At 59.2% G+C, this 16199-nt stretch carries 14 protein-coding genes; 7 read left to right on the plus strand and 7 right to left on the minus strand.

All coding sequences use genetic code 11. The features are described 5' to 3' along the window. Positions 1-328: 328 nt before the first annotated feature. Positions 329-610, plus strand: coding sequence for a GNAT family N-acetyltransferase (locus tag AC0J6G_RS05825; RefSeq protein WP_475252122.1), 282 nt, complete (start codon positions 329-331; stop codon positions 608-610). 57 nt (positions 611-667) lie between these two features. Here the strand turns inward: AC0J6G_RS05825 and rhlB are convergent, their stop codons facing one another. The 3 genes from rhlB to AC0J6G_RS05840 all read right to left on the minus strand — a co-directional run bounded on the left by rhlB (position 668) and on the right by AC0J6G_RS05840 (position 4304). Further along, on the minus strand, positions 668-2110 hold the full coding sequence (gene rhlB / locus AC0J6G_RS05830; RefSeq protein ID WP_475252124.1) for an ATP-dependent RNA helicase RhlB: 1443 nt from the start codon (positions 2108-2110) through the stop codon (positions 668-670). A gap of 260 nt (positions 2111-2370) precedes the next feature. Continuing rightward, positions 2371-3309, minus strand: a complete 939-nt coding sequence (locus tag AC0J6G_RS05835; protein WP_475252126.1) for a GGDEF domain-containing protein — start codon at positions 3307-3309, stop codon at positions 2371-2373. Between the two features lie 335 nt (positions 3310-3644). Continuing rightward, positions 3645-4304, minus strand: coding sequence for an alpha/beta hydrolase (locus tag AC0J6G_RS05840; RefSeq protein WP_475252128.1), 660 nt, complete (start codon positions 4302-4304; stop codon positions 3645-3647). 477 nt (positions 4305-4781) lie between these two features. On the opposite strand from AC0J6G_RS05840, the gene AC0J6G_RS05845 reads away from it, so the two are divergent. From AC0J6G_RS05845 to AC0J6G_RS05860, 4 genes are all read left to right on the plus strand, one after another. Next, on the plus strand, positions 4782-5810 hold the full coding sequence (locus AC0J6G_RS05845; RefSeq protein WP_475252130.1) for an amino acid ABC transporter substrate-binding protein: 1029 nt from the start codon (positions 4782-4784) through the stop codon (positions 5808-5810). A gap of 101 nt (positions 5811-5911) precedes the next feature. Beyond that, positions 5912-7096, plus strand: a complete 1185-nt coding sequence (locus tag AC0J6G_RS05850; RefSeq protein ID WP_475252132.1) for an amino acid ABC transporter permease — start codon at positions 5912-5914, stop codon at positions 7094-7096. A gap of 9 nt (positions 7097-7105) precedes the next feature. Next, the gene (locus AC0J6G_RS05855; RefSeq protein ID WP_475252134.1) at positions 7106-8203 is read left to right on the plus strand and encodes an amino acid ABC transporter permease; all 1098 of its coding nucleotides are present in this window, start codon (positions 7106-7108) and stop codon (positions 8201-8203) included. A 9-nt stretch (positions 8204-8212) separates the two neighbouring features. After that, on the plus strand, positions 8213-8974 hold the full coding sequence (locus tag AC0J6G_RS05860) for an amino acid ABC transporter ATP-binding protein (RefSeq protein WP_160087619.1): 762 nt from the start codon (positions 8213-8215) through the stop codon (positions 8972-8974). A gap of 153 nt (positions 8975-9127) precedes the next feature. Here AC0J6G_RS05860 and AC0J6G_RS05865 read toward each other — a convergent pair whose 3' ends face one another. Genes AC0J6G_RS05865 through AC0J6G_RS05880 form a run of 4 tightly spaced genes read right to left on the minus strand, consistent with a single transcriptional unit; the run spans position 9128 to position 13775 of the window. Further along, positions 9128-9532, minus strand: a complete 405-nt coding sequence (locus tag AC0J6G_RS05865) for an META domain-containing protein (protein ID WP_475252136.1) — start codon at positions 9530-9532, stop codon at positions 9128-9130. Continuing rightward, positions 9529-9969, minus strand: coding sequence for a hypothetical protein (locus AC0J6G_RS05870; RefSeq protein WP_475252138.1), 441 nt, complete (start codon positions 9967-9969; stop codon positions 9529-9531). Before AC0J6G_RS05870 ends, AC0J6G_RS05865 begins: the two co-directional genes overlap by 4 nt. Before the next feature lie 27 nt (positions 9970-9996). Further along, complete coding sequence (locus AC0J6G_RS05875) at positions 9997-10989, minus strand: 2-hydroxyacid dehydrogenase (protein ID WP_475252140.1); 993 nt, start codon at positions 10987-10989, stop codon at positions 9997-9999. 35 nt (positions 10990-11024) lie between these two features. Beyond that, the gene (locus AC0J6G_RS05880; protein ID WP_475252142.1) at positions 11025-13775 is read right to left on the minus strand and encodes a response regulator; all 2751 of its coding nucleotides are present in this window, start codon (positions 13773-13775) and stop codon (positions 11025-11027) included. Positions 13776-13925: 150 nt separating this feature from the next. Between AC0J6G_RS05880 and cysM the strand changes: the two genes are divergently transcribed. Beyond that, the gene (gene cysM, locus AC0J6G_RS05885; protein WP_475252144.1) at positions 13926-14837 is read left to right on the plus strand and encodes a cysteine synthase CysM; all 912 of its coding nucleotides are present in this window, start codon (positions 13926-13928) and stop codon (positions 14835-14837) included. Next, entirely contained in the window at positions 14837-16189 is a 1353-nt protein-coding gene (rlmD, locus tag AC0J6G_RS05890) for a 23S rRNA (uracil(1939)-C(5))-methyltransferase RlmD (protein WP_475252146.1), read from the plus strand. The genes cysM and rlmD overlap by 1 nt, the downstream gene beginning before the upstream one ends. Positions 16190-16199 lie beyond the last annotated feature (10 nt).

Here is a 16199-nt window from a genome sequence, read left to right on the forward strand (position 1 = left end):
TCGCATGACAGTTTTTACGCACTAGTTAATGGCGTATGACGGTCCAGGGGTTGTCACGCTTTACCTGGAAAGTGATCTCGCGATGTTCCGGCGGTAGAGGTGGGTACTGTCAATGCTGCCTACTTACGGCGCCGATGCACTCAGCAATTGGGCAGCGCAGGTCTCAAAATACCTTTCGCTGTCATCTAAGTCATTGATTCACGTGACCTCGCGGGTTTTGGCCTGATAAGCTTGCAGCAATTGCTTACATCGTATTAGGTGCGCACTGTTGTAACCTGATTGCCAGCGAAGCAGGTATCGGGTAGGCGAGTTATAGAGAGGGGTAGCAATGAGCGAGGCGTTGTCCATTCACCATGACCTAGCAGGCCATCAATTCGAGACCACCGTGGACGGTGATCGCTCGTATCTGGCCTACATGGATCTTGGCAAGCAAACCCTGGATATCTATCGCACCTTTGTGCCCAACTCTTTGCGCGGGCGAGGAATCGCCGCCGCTCTGACCGAGCATGCGCTGCAATATGCCGAGCGCTTGGGTTATACGGTGATTCCGTCGTGCTCTTATGTTGAGCGTTATATGCAACGCCGTGAGCGCCATACGAATAAAAGCTGAGTGATGAAGCTATAAAAAAGCGAAGCCATGGGCTTCGCTTTTTTGTTTGTATCAGGCTCAGTGCTTGTGTGGCACCGGCTTAAGCAGCTCGTCAGGTGGCATTTCGCAGGCGATCTTGTGGCCCAACAATGTTTCGATGGCGGGCAGGGCGTAGGCGTCGTCTTCCCCGGCAAAGCTGATTGAGGTGCCGCTGGTGCCAGCACGGCCGGTACGGCCGATGCGGTGCACGTAGTCGTCCGGGGTCTCCGGTAGGGTGAAGTTGATCACGTGGCTGATGGCGTCAACATGGATGCCGCGACCGGCCACATCGGTTGCGACCATCACGCGGATCTTGCCTTCACGGAAGCCTTCCAAGGCACGGATGCGTTTGTGCTGTGGCACATCACCAGACATCTGTACGGCGCTGATGCCATCGCGGGTCAGGCGTTCTTCGATGCGTCGCACTTCATCCTTGCGGTTGGCGAAGACCATCACGCGAATCCAGTCGTTTTGGGTGATCAGGTTGTACAGCAGCTTGTACTTGTCGCTACCGGCTACGGCATAAACGTGTTGCTCGACCGTGTCGCTGGCGACGTTTTCCGGTTCGATCTCGACGATGGCCGGATCGGTGGTCCACTGCTTGGCCAGGTTCATCACGTCTTCGGTGAAGGTCGCGGAGAACAGCAGCGTCTGGCGTTCACCTTTCATCGGCGTTTGGCGGATGATCTGACGCACCTGTGGGATAAAGCCCATGTCGAGCATGCGGTCGGCTTCGTCGAGCACCATCACTTCGACCATGTCCAGGTGCACTTCGCCACGCTGGTTGAAGTCGAGCAAACGCCCTGGGGTGGCCACCAATATGTCGCAAAAACGCGATTCGAGCAGCTTGAGCTGTTTGTCGAAGTCCATGCCGCCGACAAAACTCATCACGTTGAGGCCGGTGTATTTAGTCAGGTCGGCGGCGTCTTTGGCGATCTGCACCACCAGTTCGCGGGTTGGCGCAATAATCAGCGCGCGCGGCTCCCCCATGTAGCGCTCTTTCGGCGGCGGTGTTTGCAGCAGCTGAGTGATGATTGAAATCAGGAAGGCGGCGGTTTTGCCGGTGCCCGTTTGGGCACGGCCGATGGCGTCACGACCGCGGAGGGTGTAACCCAGCACTTGCGCCTGGATCGGTGTGCAGTAAGGGAAGCCAAGATCATGGATGGCGTGCATCAGCTCGGGAGCGAGCTTGAAGTCATGAAAACGGGTCTTGCCTTCAGCTGGTGCTACGGCGAAGTCTTCGAGCTTCCATGTGTCAACCGGTTTGGCTGAACGCTCACGGCGCGGTTTCGCCGGTTTTACCTTGCTCTGTAGCGGTTTTTCAGCGGCTTCAGTGGGGCGCGCTGGGGCGCTGCGGCTGGAGTTTTCAGCGCTTGCGTCAGGCTGGACGCGCGGTACGCTGGGCGTTACAGGAGTTGGGTTTGCTGGGCTGGATTGCTCGCCCTCGGCTTTGCCGAATATTTTCTTGAGTGCTTTGAGCACGGTCATCTCATCAGTTGGTTAAGGAGTGAACGGTTGCCAGTGTAAAGCAAGAAGCCGGCGCGGCGAAGTGCCGCGCCGGATGGCGCTTGGCAGCGGAAGATTGTGAGCCCGTAAGTGGACCGCAGGCTGCTGAGCAGTCAGCTTTACCTGTACCACTCATGGCGACGGCGATGACGGAATGATTAACGCCAGTCCTAAGCAGGCGCTTGTGCGTAACGCACGGGTTGAAGGGGGATTGTGGCTGGGTGCAACGCTGCAGACTAACCGCAGAGGCAGTCGCGACCTCGCTGTTTGGCTTGATACAACGCGCTGTCGGCGCGGGCGATCAAGCCCTGCAAGCTGTCCTTGGGTTGCATCTGCGCCAGGCCAATAGACACCGTCACCCCCGGCAGCTCGCCAATGGGGGCGTGGAAGGAGCTGACTTGGTTCAGTGCCATCCGCAGCCGTTCGCCAATATTGCGGGCTTCATCAATGCTGATCTCCGGCAGCAGAATGACAAACTCTTCTCCGCCGAAACGGGTCAGGCTGTCTTTGGGCCGTAGCTGATTGCGCAGAGTATGTGCCACGAGGCACAGTGCATAGTCACCGGCGAGATGACCGTGCTGGTCGTTGTAGGCTTTGAAATGGTCGACATCAAGCATCAGCATGCACAAGGGCTTGTCATTAAAAGCGCTGCGGGTGCTTTCCCGCTCAAAGATATGCTCCAGCCAGCGACGGTTGTAAGCGCCGGTGAGGGCGTCAATATTGGCGTTTTGTTCACTGTCGAGAATCAGCCGGTTGCCTTTGCGTACACGGTCGCAGAGCAGTTCGAGCAGGTTTTGCATCAGCTCGGGCGATTGCTGAAACAGGTTGTACAGCGATTCACGGTGCAGACGCAGCACGCAGCAAGGCTCTGTCGCCACCACGTAGGCAGAGGGGTGCTCGTTGTCGATAAAGCTGATTTCGCCGGCGCATTCGCCAACTTTTAAAGTACTGACTGCTTGGCTGTCGAGCGAGCCGAGGTACACCTTTAGCTGGCCCTTGAGCAGCAGGTAGAGGTACTGGTTGCGATTGAAAGGTGAGAGCAGAATCTCGCCGGTTTCGAGATCGCAGGCGCTGAATTCTTTCAGCAGTAAATTGATGCTGCTGGCGGCGACATTATTAAACAGTCGCAGGTGACGAAGTTGCTGCAGATCAGTCTGCCACGTGGCGTTTTTCATCGCGCAGATGAGGCGGATTGTGTATTGGGGTTGCTGGCCATCGCTTACGCTCCCTGCATCAAAGGCGAATACCCGCTAGCAAGGTATTCCGCTGCCTGCGGCCTGACAATCCTTGTCAGACGCACGGGCGACCAGTGGTGTTGAAATTGAATGGTTAGTCACAAATCTGGCGCCATAGTCGCGCCAGCACTTGTTTACCTGGCGGCGTGCTGCCGTTTGGCCAGCGCAGCGCCGGCCAAGCGTTGGGTCACAGGTCCGGTAGCGCAGCCAAATAGATGTGAGTGATAGCCTTGATGGTCCAGGCGTCGTTAGGGGCGTCTTTTGCCCGCAGACAGTCAACGGCTAAAGCGTTGCTCCAGCCAGTCGGCGATATCGCGAATCTCCTCATTCACCACTTCATGGCTTATCGGGTAATCACGCCATTGCACGCTGACGCCAGCGGCGCTCAGGTAGTCATGGGCTGCGCGGCCCATGGTCGGCAACACGATATCGTCGAGTGTGCCATGCAAGCACAGTACCGGCAGTTGTTTCTTTATGTCGGCGAGGGTGATTTCGTCGCTGAAGGTTGGCGCATAAGTCGACAGGGCAATGACCCCGCCCAGGGCGAACTGCCAGCGCAGGAAAGCGGTGTGCAGCACCACCGCACCGCCTTGAGAGAAGCCAGCAAGAACAATGCGCGCAGGATCAATGCCGCTGTCACGTTGCGCCTCGATCAACTCAATGACCTGTTGTGCTGACGCTTCCAGCTGTTCGCGGTTGATCGCCCGGGCCGGGCTCATGGCCAGAATGTCGTACCAACTGGGCATGGCATAGCCACCGTTGATGGTCACCGCCTGGGTTGGCGCTTGCGGCAGAACAAAGCGGGTGCTGTGCAGGCGTTGCTGGAGCATCTCGGCTACCGGCATAAAGTCATAACGGTCGGCACCAAGGCCGTGCAACCAAATGACGCACGCGTCGGCGGCAAGTGTGGGTTGAAGAATCAAGGGTTCGCTCATCTGAGGCTCCGCTATGGTGCGAGCGCACTGCTTTAGTGCGTGGTTAAAAATAGGTTCTGGCGATTATGGAAAGAAGATGTCGCCAGGGTGCAAGTTTTGCTCTTGACCTGTCTGTGCAGCCTTTAAATATCGAGTCTGGTACGGCCCTTGCTATCAACCTTCGAGACTGATGACGTTGCCTGGCCGTGGTAACACTGTCACCTAACCGGGCGCGGAGCAGACTGAAGCGTGCTTACCGACCTTTACAGGTTCGCCAGGCGCTGAATGCTGTGCGACACGTTACGTGCTACCCGTCTCTGGTCCATTCAAACAATGGGCGGGGGAGAGTTTATGGCCGCTGGAGCAATCGGCAACTAGACTCGATCCAAGGTTTGATCCCCGGCTGACTGTGTTGCTGCCGACACAGCCAACGAGCCCCATAAGGGTACGGTGGTAGAACCGAGACTCCAAACACAACAAAAGCAACTGGAGGTTTTAATGAAGATGGTGAAATCCACATTGGCAGTACTGACCACCGCTGCAGTTCTCGGTGTCAGCAGTTTTGCTCAAGCAGGCGCAACTCTAGATTCAATCCAGAAAAAAGGTTTTGTACAGTGCGGCATCAGCGATGGTCTGCCTGGTTTCTCTTATGCCGATGAGAAGGGCAACTACCTGGGCCTCGACGTTGATGTGTGCCGCGCAGTGGCCGCTGCCGTGTTCGGTGATGCGACCAAGGTCAAGTACAGCCCACTGACCGCCAAAGAGCGCTTCACCGCGCTGCAGTCCGGCGAAGTCGACATCCTCTCGCGTAACACCACCTGGACCAGCTCGCGCGATGCCGGCCTGGGTCTGAACTTTGCCGGTGTGAACTACTACGACGGTCAAGGCTTCCTGGTTAACAAGAAACTCGGCGTTTCCAGCGCTAAAGAACTCGACGGCGCAACTGTCTGCATCCAGGCGGGTACCACTACCGAGCTGAACCTCTCCGACTACTTCCGCGCCAACAACCTGAAGTACACCCCGATCACCTACGACACCTCCGACGAGAGCGCCAAGTCGGTTGAAGCGGGTCGTTGCGACGTACTGACCTCTGACCAGTCGCAGCTGTACGCACAGCGCATCAAACTGGCCGATCCGGAATCCTATGTGGTACTGCCGGAAGTGATCTCGAAAGAGCCACTGGGCCCGGTCGTACGCCAGGGTGACGAAGAGTGGTTCGACATCGTGCGTTGGTCGCTGTACGCGATGGTCAACGCGGAAGAGCTGGGCATCACCTCGGCTAACGTCGAAGAGCAAGCCAAAGCCACCAAAAACCCCGACGTAGCGCGTCTGCTCGGTGCTGAAGGTGAATTCGGTAAAGACCTGAAACTGCCGAAAGACTGGGCCGTACAGATCGTCAAGCAAGTGGGTAACTACGGCGAAAGCTTCGAGCGCAACGTCGGCGCTGGTAGCGAGCTGAAGATCGAACGTGGCCTCAACGCCCTGTGGAACAAGGGTGGTCTGCAGTACGCACCGCCGGTGCGCTGACCGTCCGCTGCCAGCGGCTCGTCCTGAGCGGCTGGCATTGTTCTGATTGATGTGAACCTCATGCCCGCTAATGCGGGCATGAGGGTTCCAAGAGGGCTCCTATGCAAACCACTGCAAATGTCCCGCGCCCCGGTAGATCGGTTTGGACCGACCCCAAGGCGCGTGCTTGGCTATTTCAAATTCTTGCCGTTATCGCCGTTGTGGCACTCGGCTGGTTTCTGTTTGACAACACCCAGACCAACCTAGAGAAGCGTGGGATCACCTCTGGCTTTTCCTTTCTCAACAACAGCGCCGGTTTCGGCATTGCCCAGCACCTGATCGACTACAACGAAAGCAACTCCTATGGGCGTGTTTTCGTGGTGGGCCTGCTCAACACCTTGTTGGTGTCGGTGATTGGTATTGTCCTGGCCACGCTATTGGGTTTCATCTTGGGTGTGGCGCGGCTGTCGCCGAACTGGCTGGTCAGCAAGCTGGCCACTGTTTATATCGAGATTTTCCGCAATATCCCGCCGCTGCTGCAGATTTTCTTCTGGTACTTCGCCGTGATGCTCTCCTTACCCGGGCCGCGGCAAAGCATGGGTATGGGTGAAACGTTCTTCCTCAACAGCCGTGGCCTGTATATGCCGGCCCCGAGCCCGGGGGACAACTTCAGTTTGTTTGCCGGCGCGGTGATTGTGGCAATTATTGGTGTGGTGTTGCTGTCGCGCTGGTCCAACGCTCGGTTTGAGTCCACCGGCCGCCGTTTCCCGGTGTCCATCGGGGCGATTGCGCTGCTGATTGGCCTGCCAGGTTTGGCGATTTTGCTCGGTGGCAATCCGCTGCAGTGGAGTGTGCCGGAGCTGGCGGGCTTCAACTTCCGTGGCGGCTGGGTGCTGATCCCTGAGCTGATGGCCCTGACCCTGGCGTTGACCATCTATACGGCTGCATTTATTGCTGAAATTGTTCGCTCCGGGATCATGGCGGTCAGCCACGGCCAGACCGAAGCGGCTCGCTCGCTTGGGCTGCCAGCCGGTAAGACCTTGCGTCTGGTGATCATCCCGCAGGCGCTGCGCGTGATCATTCCGCCGTTAACCAGCCAATACCTCAACCTGGCGAAAAACTCCTCGCTGGCTGCCGGTATCGGTTATCCGGACATGGTCTCGCTGTTCGCCGGCACGGTACTCAATCAAACCGGTCAGGCCATTGAGGTGATTGCCATCACCATGAGTGTGTACCTGGCAATCAGTATCAGCATTTCCATGTTGATGAACTGGTACAACAAGCGCATTGCGCTGATCGAGCGGTAAGGAGCAGCCATGCAAACGCATACGTTCAAATCTGATCTACCGCCACCCGCGCTCAGCGTTGGTGTGGTGGGTTGGCTGCGCGCCAACCTGTTCTCCAGCTGGTTCAACACCCTGCTGACATTGTTTGCAGCCTACTTGGTGTGGCTGATGCTGCCACCGCTGATTCAGTGGGCGTTTATTGATGCGGACTGGAGCGGTACCACCCGGGCCGACTGCACCAGCGGCGGCGCGTGTTGGGTGTTTGTGCAACAGCGTTTCGGCCAGTTTATGTACGGTTTCTACCCGACTGAGCTGCGCTGGCGTGTGGATCTGACTCTGTGGCTGGCCGTAATTGGTGCTGCGCCGCTGTTTATCCCGCAAATGCCACGCAAAGCGCTGTATGGCCTGGCCTTTTTGCTGATTTACCCGGTGCTGGCGTTCTGGTTGCTGCACGGCGGCTTCATGGGCTTGTCGACCGTGTCCACCAGCCAGTGGGGCGGGCTCATGCTGACTCTGGTGATCGCCGCTGTGGGTATTGCCGGTGCCTTACCGTTGGGCATTCTGCTGGCGCTGGGACGGCGTTCGGACATGCCGGCGATTCGGGTGATCTGCGTGACCTTTATCGAGTTCTGGCGCGGGGTGCCGTTGATCACCGTGCTGTTTATGTCCTCGGTGATGTTGCCGCTGTTCCTGCCTGAGGGCCTGAGCTTCGACAAGCTGATGCGTGCATTGATCGGGGTGATCCTGTTCCAGTCGGCTTATATCGCCGAAGTGGTGCGCGGCGGCTTGCAGGCGATTCCCAAGGGTCAGTACGAGGCCGCTGCGGCCATGGGCCTGGGCTACTGGCGGATGATGGGCCTGGTGATTCTGCCGCAAGCCCTGAAGCTGGTTATCCCTGGCATCGTCAATACCTTTATTGCGCTGTTCAAGGACACCAGCCTGGTGATCATCATCGGCCTGTTCGACCTGCTCAACAGCATCAAGCAAGCCACTACCGATCCAGCCTGGCTGGGCATGGCCACTGAAGGCTATGTATTCGCCGCGCTGATTTTCTGGATTTTCTGTTTTGGTATGTCCCGCTACTCCCAGCATCTGGAGCGCAAGCTGGACACCGGCCACAAGCGTTAGGAGTGAGTTATGAGTGAAGCCAACAAGCAACCCAGCGCCGAGCCGATGATCCTGCTGCAGGGCGTGAACAAGTGGTACGGCCAGTTCCATGTGCTCAAGGACATCAACCTGAGCGTGCAGCCGGGTGAGCGTATCGTGTTGTGCGGGCCCTCGGGCTCGGGCAAATCGACCACCATCCGCTGCATCAATCGGCTGGAAGAACACCAGCAAGGTCGCATCGTGGTGGATGGCACCGAGCTGACCCACGACCTCAAGCACATCGAAGCGGTGCGCCGCGAAGTCGGCATGGTGTTCCAGCACTTCAACCTGTTCCCGCACCTGACTGTGCTACAGAACTGCACCTTGGCGCCTATGTGGGTGCGCAAGATGCCCAAGCGTCAGGCGGAAGAGATTGCCATGCACTTTCTTGAGCGCGTGCGCATTCCGGAGCAGGCCCATAAGTACCCAGGGCAACTCTCCGGTGGCCAGCAGCAACGCGTGGCGATTGCCCGTGCGCTGTGCATGAAGCCCAAGATCATGCTGTTCGACGAGCCGACCTCGGCCCTCGATCCGGAAATGGTTAAGGAAGTGCTGGATACCATGATCGGCCTGGCTGAAGACGGCATGACCATGCTCTGCGTAACCCACGAAATGGGTTTTGCCCGCACCGTAGCAAACCGGGTGATCTTTATGGACAAGGGCGAGATCGTGGAACAGAACGAGCCCAACGCCTTCTTCACCAACCCGCAGAACGAACGCACCAAGCTGTTCCTCAGCCAGATCATTCACTGAGTTTCAGCCGCCACTAAAAAGGGAGCCTTAGGGCTCCCTTTTTAGTGCGCATGGGGTGTGCAGTTAGAGCCTGTTTCGGATCTCGCGAGTTGGCGTATCCGACGCCGTTTTCAACGCGGTTTGGCTGGCATGCAGCAGATCCGAGGCAGCCTCTTATTGGTTCTCAGGCCATAGGCGCAGTGGTTTGCCCTCGGCGGGCCACAGGCGCAGTTGTTCAATCGGCGAGAAGTCCCAACGTTCAACCTGGCTCAGGCTGTCGAGAAAACGTGCTTCTTGCTCCATCAACGCGGGGGCGCACAGTTTGCGGGTGCTGCCTGCGGCACTGAAGCTGAGTTTTTCACCTGCCAGGGTATAACCGGCAAACCAATGGTTGCAGCCGGCGTTGCCATAGGCGCGGCCGTCTTCACCGAGGGTGATGGTCAGGTGGCTGTTGTCGATCAACGGGCGCTCACCAATCCATTCCACTTGGTAGGTGTGCTCGGTTTGCAGGTGCGGCGCGGACGTGGCACAGCCCGCGAGGCCGGCAGCCAGCAGGCTAATAGTCAGTATGCGGTTCATGAAGCCTCCTTATTGATGCACGTAGGGCACACATGTTTGGCGTTTTTCGACTGCCAGCCAAGCGCTTTGATCCGTGCTTCGGCCGCTGGCGCCTGGGCCTTCTTGCCAAGCGCGGCATCGACTGCAAACTCGAAGTCCAGTTGCGTATTACAGCTGTCGCAATTGACCTGCCAGTTAAAAATGGCCAGTTCGCCGAATACCGGGCCGCTAGCCACGGCTACCCACTGGCCTCGCGGGTTAATCAGGTGACGTACTTTGTCAGCCTGCAGGCGCATGGACAGCTCGCGGCTGCCCTTGAGGGTCACCAGCAGCGTATCGCCGCTCTGGATCGAGCCGCCATTGCCGGTGACTTGATAGCGGCCAGGTGCCAGTGCGCGGCATTCAATCAGGGTGTGCTCGGGGTTGAGCAGGTTGTAGCGAAAATCGTGTTCAGCCATGAATCCTCCAAGTAGGCACAAATGCTATCACGCGGCAGGAAGCAGCTGATTAATCGGCGCCCCCCTGTACCAAGCGGCGATATTGTCGCGAGTGGTAGTGGCAATGGCTGCCAGGGCTTCGTGGGTGAGAAAGGCCTGATGCGCGGTGATCAGCACATTGGGGAAGCTCAGCAAGCGTGCCAGCACATCATCTTGCAGCGGTTGTTGCGAGTGATCTTCGAAGAACAGCTCGGCCTCTTCCTCGTACACATCCAGGCCCAGATAGCCCAGTTGCCCGCTTTTCAGGGCGCCAATCAGTGCTGGCGTATCAATCAATGCGCCACGCCCGGTATTGATCAGCATTGCGCCGTGGCGCATCTGCTGCAAACGTGCAGCGTTGATCAGGTGCTGAGTGGCTGTATTGAGCGGGCAATGCAGGCTGATGATGTCGCTGCCTTTGAGCAACTCATCCAGCGTCACCTGGTGCGCGCCGGCGGGCAGGTCGGCGATGGGCGTTGGGTCATGAATCAGCAGCTGGCAGCCAAAACCGGCCATGACTCGCGCAAAGGTCAGGCCGATTTGCCCGGCGCCGATAATGCCGACATTTTTTTGGTACAGGTCAAAGCCGGTCAGGCCGTGCAGGGAGAAGTCACCTTCACGTGTGCGGTTGAAGGCGCGGTGGGTGCGCCGGTTGAGGGTCATGATCAATGCAACGGCATGTTCGGCTACTGCGTGGGGCGAGTAGGCGGGCACCCGCACCACGGTCAGGCCGAGGGCCTGCGCAGCTTGCAGATCAACATGGTTATAGCCGGCCGAGCGCAGGGCAATCAGGCGGGTGCCGCCCGCAGCGAGTTGCTGCAATACCGCCGCGCTGAGGTCGTCATTGATAAAGGCGCAAACCACTTCGCAGCCTTCGGCCAGGCTGGTGCTGTCCTCGCGCAAGTGGGCTTCCTGGAAGCTCACCTGCCAGTCGTCAGGCAGGTGCGCCCGGCTAAAGCTCTGTTGGTCGTAGGACTTGCTGCTGAACAGAATGATGCGCATGGGGTTCTCGATCTCGTGGGTTCGTTCCGCCTGATTCAGGCGCCAACTTCGGCGTGCTGCGCCAGGCGTTCGATGGCGGCTTCCAGTTCATCCAAGGCTTGTTGGGCGGCGGGGTCATTCTGTTTCAGCAGGGTTTCGCTGCGCTGGCAGGCCGCGCGTAACTGCGGCACACCGCAGTAACGGGTCGCGCCGTGCAGGCGGTGCACACGTTCGATCAGGCTGTTGCGCTCGCCACTGGCCCGCGCCTGGCGGATGGCCTGACGGTCACCCGGCAGGCCGGCGAGCAGCATGCTCAGCATATCGGCAGCCAGGTCGGCTTTACCGGCAGCCAGACGCAGACCTTCTTCGGCATCCAGCACGCTGAGGTTGTTGTGTGTCGCGCTGATGCCGGTGTGTTCGCTGCTCTGGTTGCGAAGGGCCAGTCCGGTCCACTTGAGCACCACCTGGGCCAATTGGCGCTCACTGATCGGTTTGGTCAGGTAGTCGTCCAGGCCGCTCTGCAGCAGGGCGCGTTTCTCGTTGGCCAGGGCGTGGGCGGTCAGCGCGATAATCGGCACCGGGCCCTGGTTGCGCTCGTTTTCCCGTTGGCGAATGGCCTCGGTGGCCTGGCGGCCATCCATGCCCGGCATTTGCACATCCATAAAGATCAGGTCGAAGGTCTGCTCGGCGGCTTTTTCCACCGCCTCATAGCCGCTGTTGGCGATGCTCACCTGCGCGCCCATATCGTCCAGCAGGGTTTGCACCAACAGCAGGTTGGCCGGGTTGTCGTCGACGCAAAGAATCAGTGGTGGTCGGCTGGGGGCGTTGTGTTTGGCCTCTGTGCGGCTTTGCTGCGGGCTGACCAGCTCGGTCAGCCCGCGTTGCAGCTTGCGGGTACAGGCCGGCTTGGCTTGCAGCTGGCGATGAGCATCCGGCAGCACGCTGTGGTACAGCGCCTGTTCGGTGGTGGGGCACAGCAGCAGGGTTTTACATGCCAGGCGTTCGAGCTCCCAGATGTGCTGATCCAGGCGCTCTGGCGGCAGGCTTTGGGTGCTGACGCCAAGCACCGCCAGCTCAATTGGCTGGGCACTGTGCCGCGCGTCGGCCACCGCGCTGAGCAGACTGTCGAGGTTGTCAAAGCCACTGACCTGCAAACCGCAGTCTTCCAACTGGTGCTGCAGAGCTTGGCGGGCCAGGTCGTGATGCTCCAAGGTAGCCACGCGGCGCCCACGCAGCGGTGCACGCGGCAGGTCTTCGGCATCATCACGGGCTTTGGGCAGGCTTAGGGTGATCCAGAATTCCGAACCTTCTTCGGGGGTGCTGTCGACGCCGATTTCCCCGCCCATCTGCTCAATTAAACGCTTGGAAATCACCAAGCCCAGGCCGGTGCCACCGGCCTGGCGGCTGAGTGAGTTGTCGGCCTGGCTGAAGGCCTGGAACAGCTCGCGCAGGTCTTCATCGGACAGGCCAATGCCGGTGTCCTGCACGCTGATACGCAGCTGCGCACGGTCGGCGCTTTCGTTTTCAAGCATGGCGCGCATGACAATGGTGCCGGCGCGGGTGAACTTGATGGCGTTGTTGACCAGGTTGGTAAGCACCTGCTTAAGCCGTAAGGGGTCACCAATCAGTGACAGCGGCGTGTCGCGGTAGACCAGGCTGAGCAGCTCCAATTGTTTGGCGTGGGCCGCTGGGGCCAGGATGGTCAGGGTGTCTTGCAGCAAATCGCGCAGGTTGAATGGGATGTTTTCCAGCACCAACTTGCCGGCTTCAATCTTCGAAAAGTCGAGAATCTCGTTGATGATTGCCAGCAGGCTGTCGGCAGATTTTTCGATGGTGCCCAGGTAATCCTGCTGGCGCGGGGTCAGCTCGCTTTTCTGCAGCAGGTTGGTGAAGCCCAAGATGCCGTTGAGCGGGGTGCGAATCTCGTGGCTCATGTTGGCAAGGAATTCGGACTTTATCCGGCTGGCTTCCAGGGCTTCTTTGCGCGCTAAGTCCAGCTCGATATTCTGGATTTCGATGGTTTCCAAGTTCTGCCGCACGTCTTCGGTGGCTTGATCGATGCTGTGTTGCAGTTCTTCCTGGGCATTTTGCAGGGATTCAGCCATGCGGTTGATCCCCGAAGCCAGTTCGTCCAACTCATGGCTGCCCAGCGGCGGCAAGCGGGTTTCCAGGTGGCCGTCCTTGAGCTGGGCGACGCCGTGCTTGATCTGCAGCAGCGGGCCACTGATGGTGCGGCTCATGCGAATTGCCAGGAGGGCTGTGACCATCAGGCCAGACGCGATCAGCAGCAGGCTGGCGAGCAGGCTGCGGTAACCACTGAGCAGGGTGCTCTGGTTTGACAACTCCAAGTCGATCCAACCCAGTAGCTCGGTACCTGAGTTGCTTGGGCTCTTGCCCGTGAGGCTAAGGTGTTGCTGATACACCGGCAGCAGAAAGCGCGTCGCGTGCTTGTTGACGTTGGGTGCGGGCTGCTGCTCGGCAGTCGCCGGTGGCGGAATGAGCATACGCGGCCCCGAGTGGGCCAGCGTTTTGCGTTGCGCACTGAGAAAGCTCATCGCGCGAACGTCCGGCTGCTCCAGGGCTTCGCTGGCAATACGCTGCAACAACTCAGTATCACCGGCTTGCAAAGCCGGCGCGGCAAGGGGCGCCAGTTGCTCGACGATCATTTGCCCGCGCTGCAGCAATTGCCCCTCCAAATCGGACAACTGCCCCCAGGTGAAATAACCGCCCAGCACCAGCGCCAACAAGCTGGTGGGCAGCAGGGTGAGCATGAGCACCCGGCCTTTGATGCCTATATCCTTGATCACGCACTGCCTCCTGTACTGACGTGCGGGCAGTTTAGCGGTTGCGCCCGCCCTCATGGCAAATGCTATGGGCCGCGCGCCTCTGTTATATGGCCGGCGCAGGTTTGCCGGTATCATGGGCGCCTTCTTCGCTTCTGGATCATCCCGTTCGCCATGAGCCTGCATTACCCAACCATTGCCGATTGCGTCGGCAACACCCCGCTGGTGCGCTTGCAGCGTCTGCCGGGTAATACCAGCAACACCTTGCTGCTGAAACTCGAAGGCAATAACCCAGCCGGCTCGGTGAAAGACCGCCCGGCGTTGTCGATGATCAGTCGCGCCGAGTTGCGCGGTGACATCACTCCGGGTGACGTGCTGATTGAAGCCACCAGCGGCAACACCGGTATCGCCCTGGCGATGGCAGCGGCGATCAAGGGGTATCGGATGATCCTGATCATGCCGGACAACTCCACCGCCGAACGCAAGGCGGCCATGGCTGCTTACGGCGCGCAGTTGATTTTGGTGGCGGGCATGGAAGAGGCGCGTGACCTGGCCCTGCAAATGCAGGCCGACGGCAAGGGCAAGGTGCTTGATCAGTTCGCCAACGGCGATAACCCGATGGCTCACTACACCAGCACCGGCCCGGAAATCTGGCAACAGACGGGCGGGCAGGTCACCCACTTCATCAGCTCGATGGGCACCACCGGTACTATCATGGGCGTGTCGCGCTTTTTGAAAGAACACAAGCCCGAGGTGCAGATCGTTGGTTTACAGCCGATGGAGGGCGCAGCCATTCCTGGCATTCGCCGTTGGCCGCAGGAGTATTTGCCGAGTATCTATCAGGCCGAACGGGTTGATCGCATCATCGACATGGGCCAGCAGGAAGCCGAAAACGTCATGCGCCGTTTGGCACGTGAAGAGGGCATCTTTTGCGGCGTGTCCTCCGGCGGTTCGGTGGCGGCGATGCTGCGCCTGTCGGCGGAAGTTGAGAACGCAGTGATGGTGGCGATCATCTGTGACCGCGGCGACCGCTACCTGTCCAGTGGCGTTTACGATGCACCGAGCATGGATGGCAAGAGCAACTGATGGCTAAGAAAGACGGCGGTCTACGCTTTCAACCCAGCGGTGGTTCCCGGGCGCCGCAGGTGCCAGTGGGTAAGAAGCAGAAGCTGACCATCGAGCGTTTGGCCAACGATGGCCGTGGCATCGCGTTCAGCGACGGTCGCACTTGGTTTGTCAGCGGCGCGCTGGCCGGTGAGCAGATCGAAGCGCGGGTGCTGGGCGCTCATGGCAAGGTAGTTGAGGCGCGGGTTGAGCGGATTTTTACCGCCAGTGCCGAACGCCGTACTGAAGCGTGCCAGCATGCCAAGGTCTGTGGCGGCTGCAGCTTGCAACACATGCCCCATGCCGATCAGCTTGCTCTGAAACAGCGCATGCTCGCGGAACAGTTAAGCCGTCTGGCCAACCTTGAACCGCGTGAGTGGGCCGCGCCGCTGATGGGGCCGGAGCTGGGCTATCGTCGCCGCGCGCGCATCGCCGTACGCTGGGACAATAAGGCCAAGCGCTTGGATGTGGGTTTCCGCGCCGCCGCCAGCCAAGACATTATTGCCATTAGCGAATGCCCGGTTCTGGTACAGCCCTTGCAGCCCATCCTGCATGCTTTGCCGCAGGTGTTACGTGCGTTGGATAAACCCCAGGCCATTGGCCATGTCGAGTTGTTCAGTGGTAGCAGCAGTGCTGTGTTGATAAGGCATACCGCTGCATTGAGTGAGGCGGACGTGGCCCGTTTGCAGGCGTTCTGCGCTGAGCAGGATGCGCAGCTGTGGTTACACGGTACTGCCGAGCCGCAGCCGTTCGAGCCGGTGCAGCCGCTGGCTTACCGCCTGGAGGCTTTTAATCTCGACTTGGCGTACCGGCCTGGTGATTTTGTCCAAGTCAACCAACCGGTGAATGACGCCATGGTTGCCCAGGCCCTGGACTGGCTGGCGCCACAGGCCGATGAGCGGGTGCTGGATCTCTTTTGTGGTTTGGGTAATTTTGCCTTGCCGCTGGCCCAGCGCGTGCGTGAACTGGTGGCGGTGGAGGGCGTGCAAACCATGGTCGAGCGCGCCGCTGAAAATGCCGCCAGCAACGGCCTGGGCAATGCGTACTTTTACCAGGCCGACCTGTCCAACCCGCTGGTTGATGCGAGCTGGGGGCAGGGTGGTTTTGCCGCCGTGTTGCTCGATCCTCCACGCGATGGTGCGTTGCAGGCGGTTAAACAGATGACCGCGTTAGGGGTTAAACGGGTGTTGTATGTGTCATGCAACCCGACGACCCTGGCTCGCGACAGCGCCGAGTTGCTGGCGCAGGGCTACCAGCTGGAACGGGCCGGTATTCTTGATATGTTTCCGCAAACAGCACACGTCGAAGCGATGGCGCTGTTTGTGAGGGCGTAATCGCATCGAG

Source organism: Pseudomonas sp. TS_SC_3, from assembly GCF_056156225.1.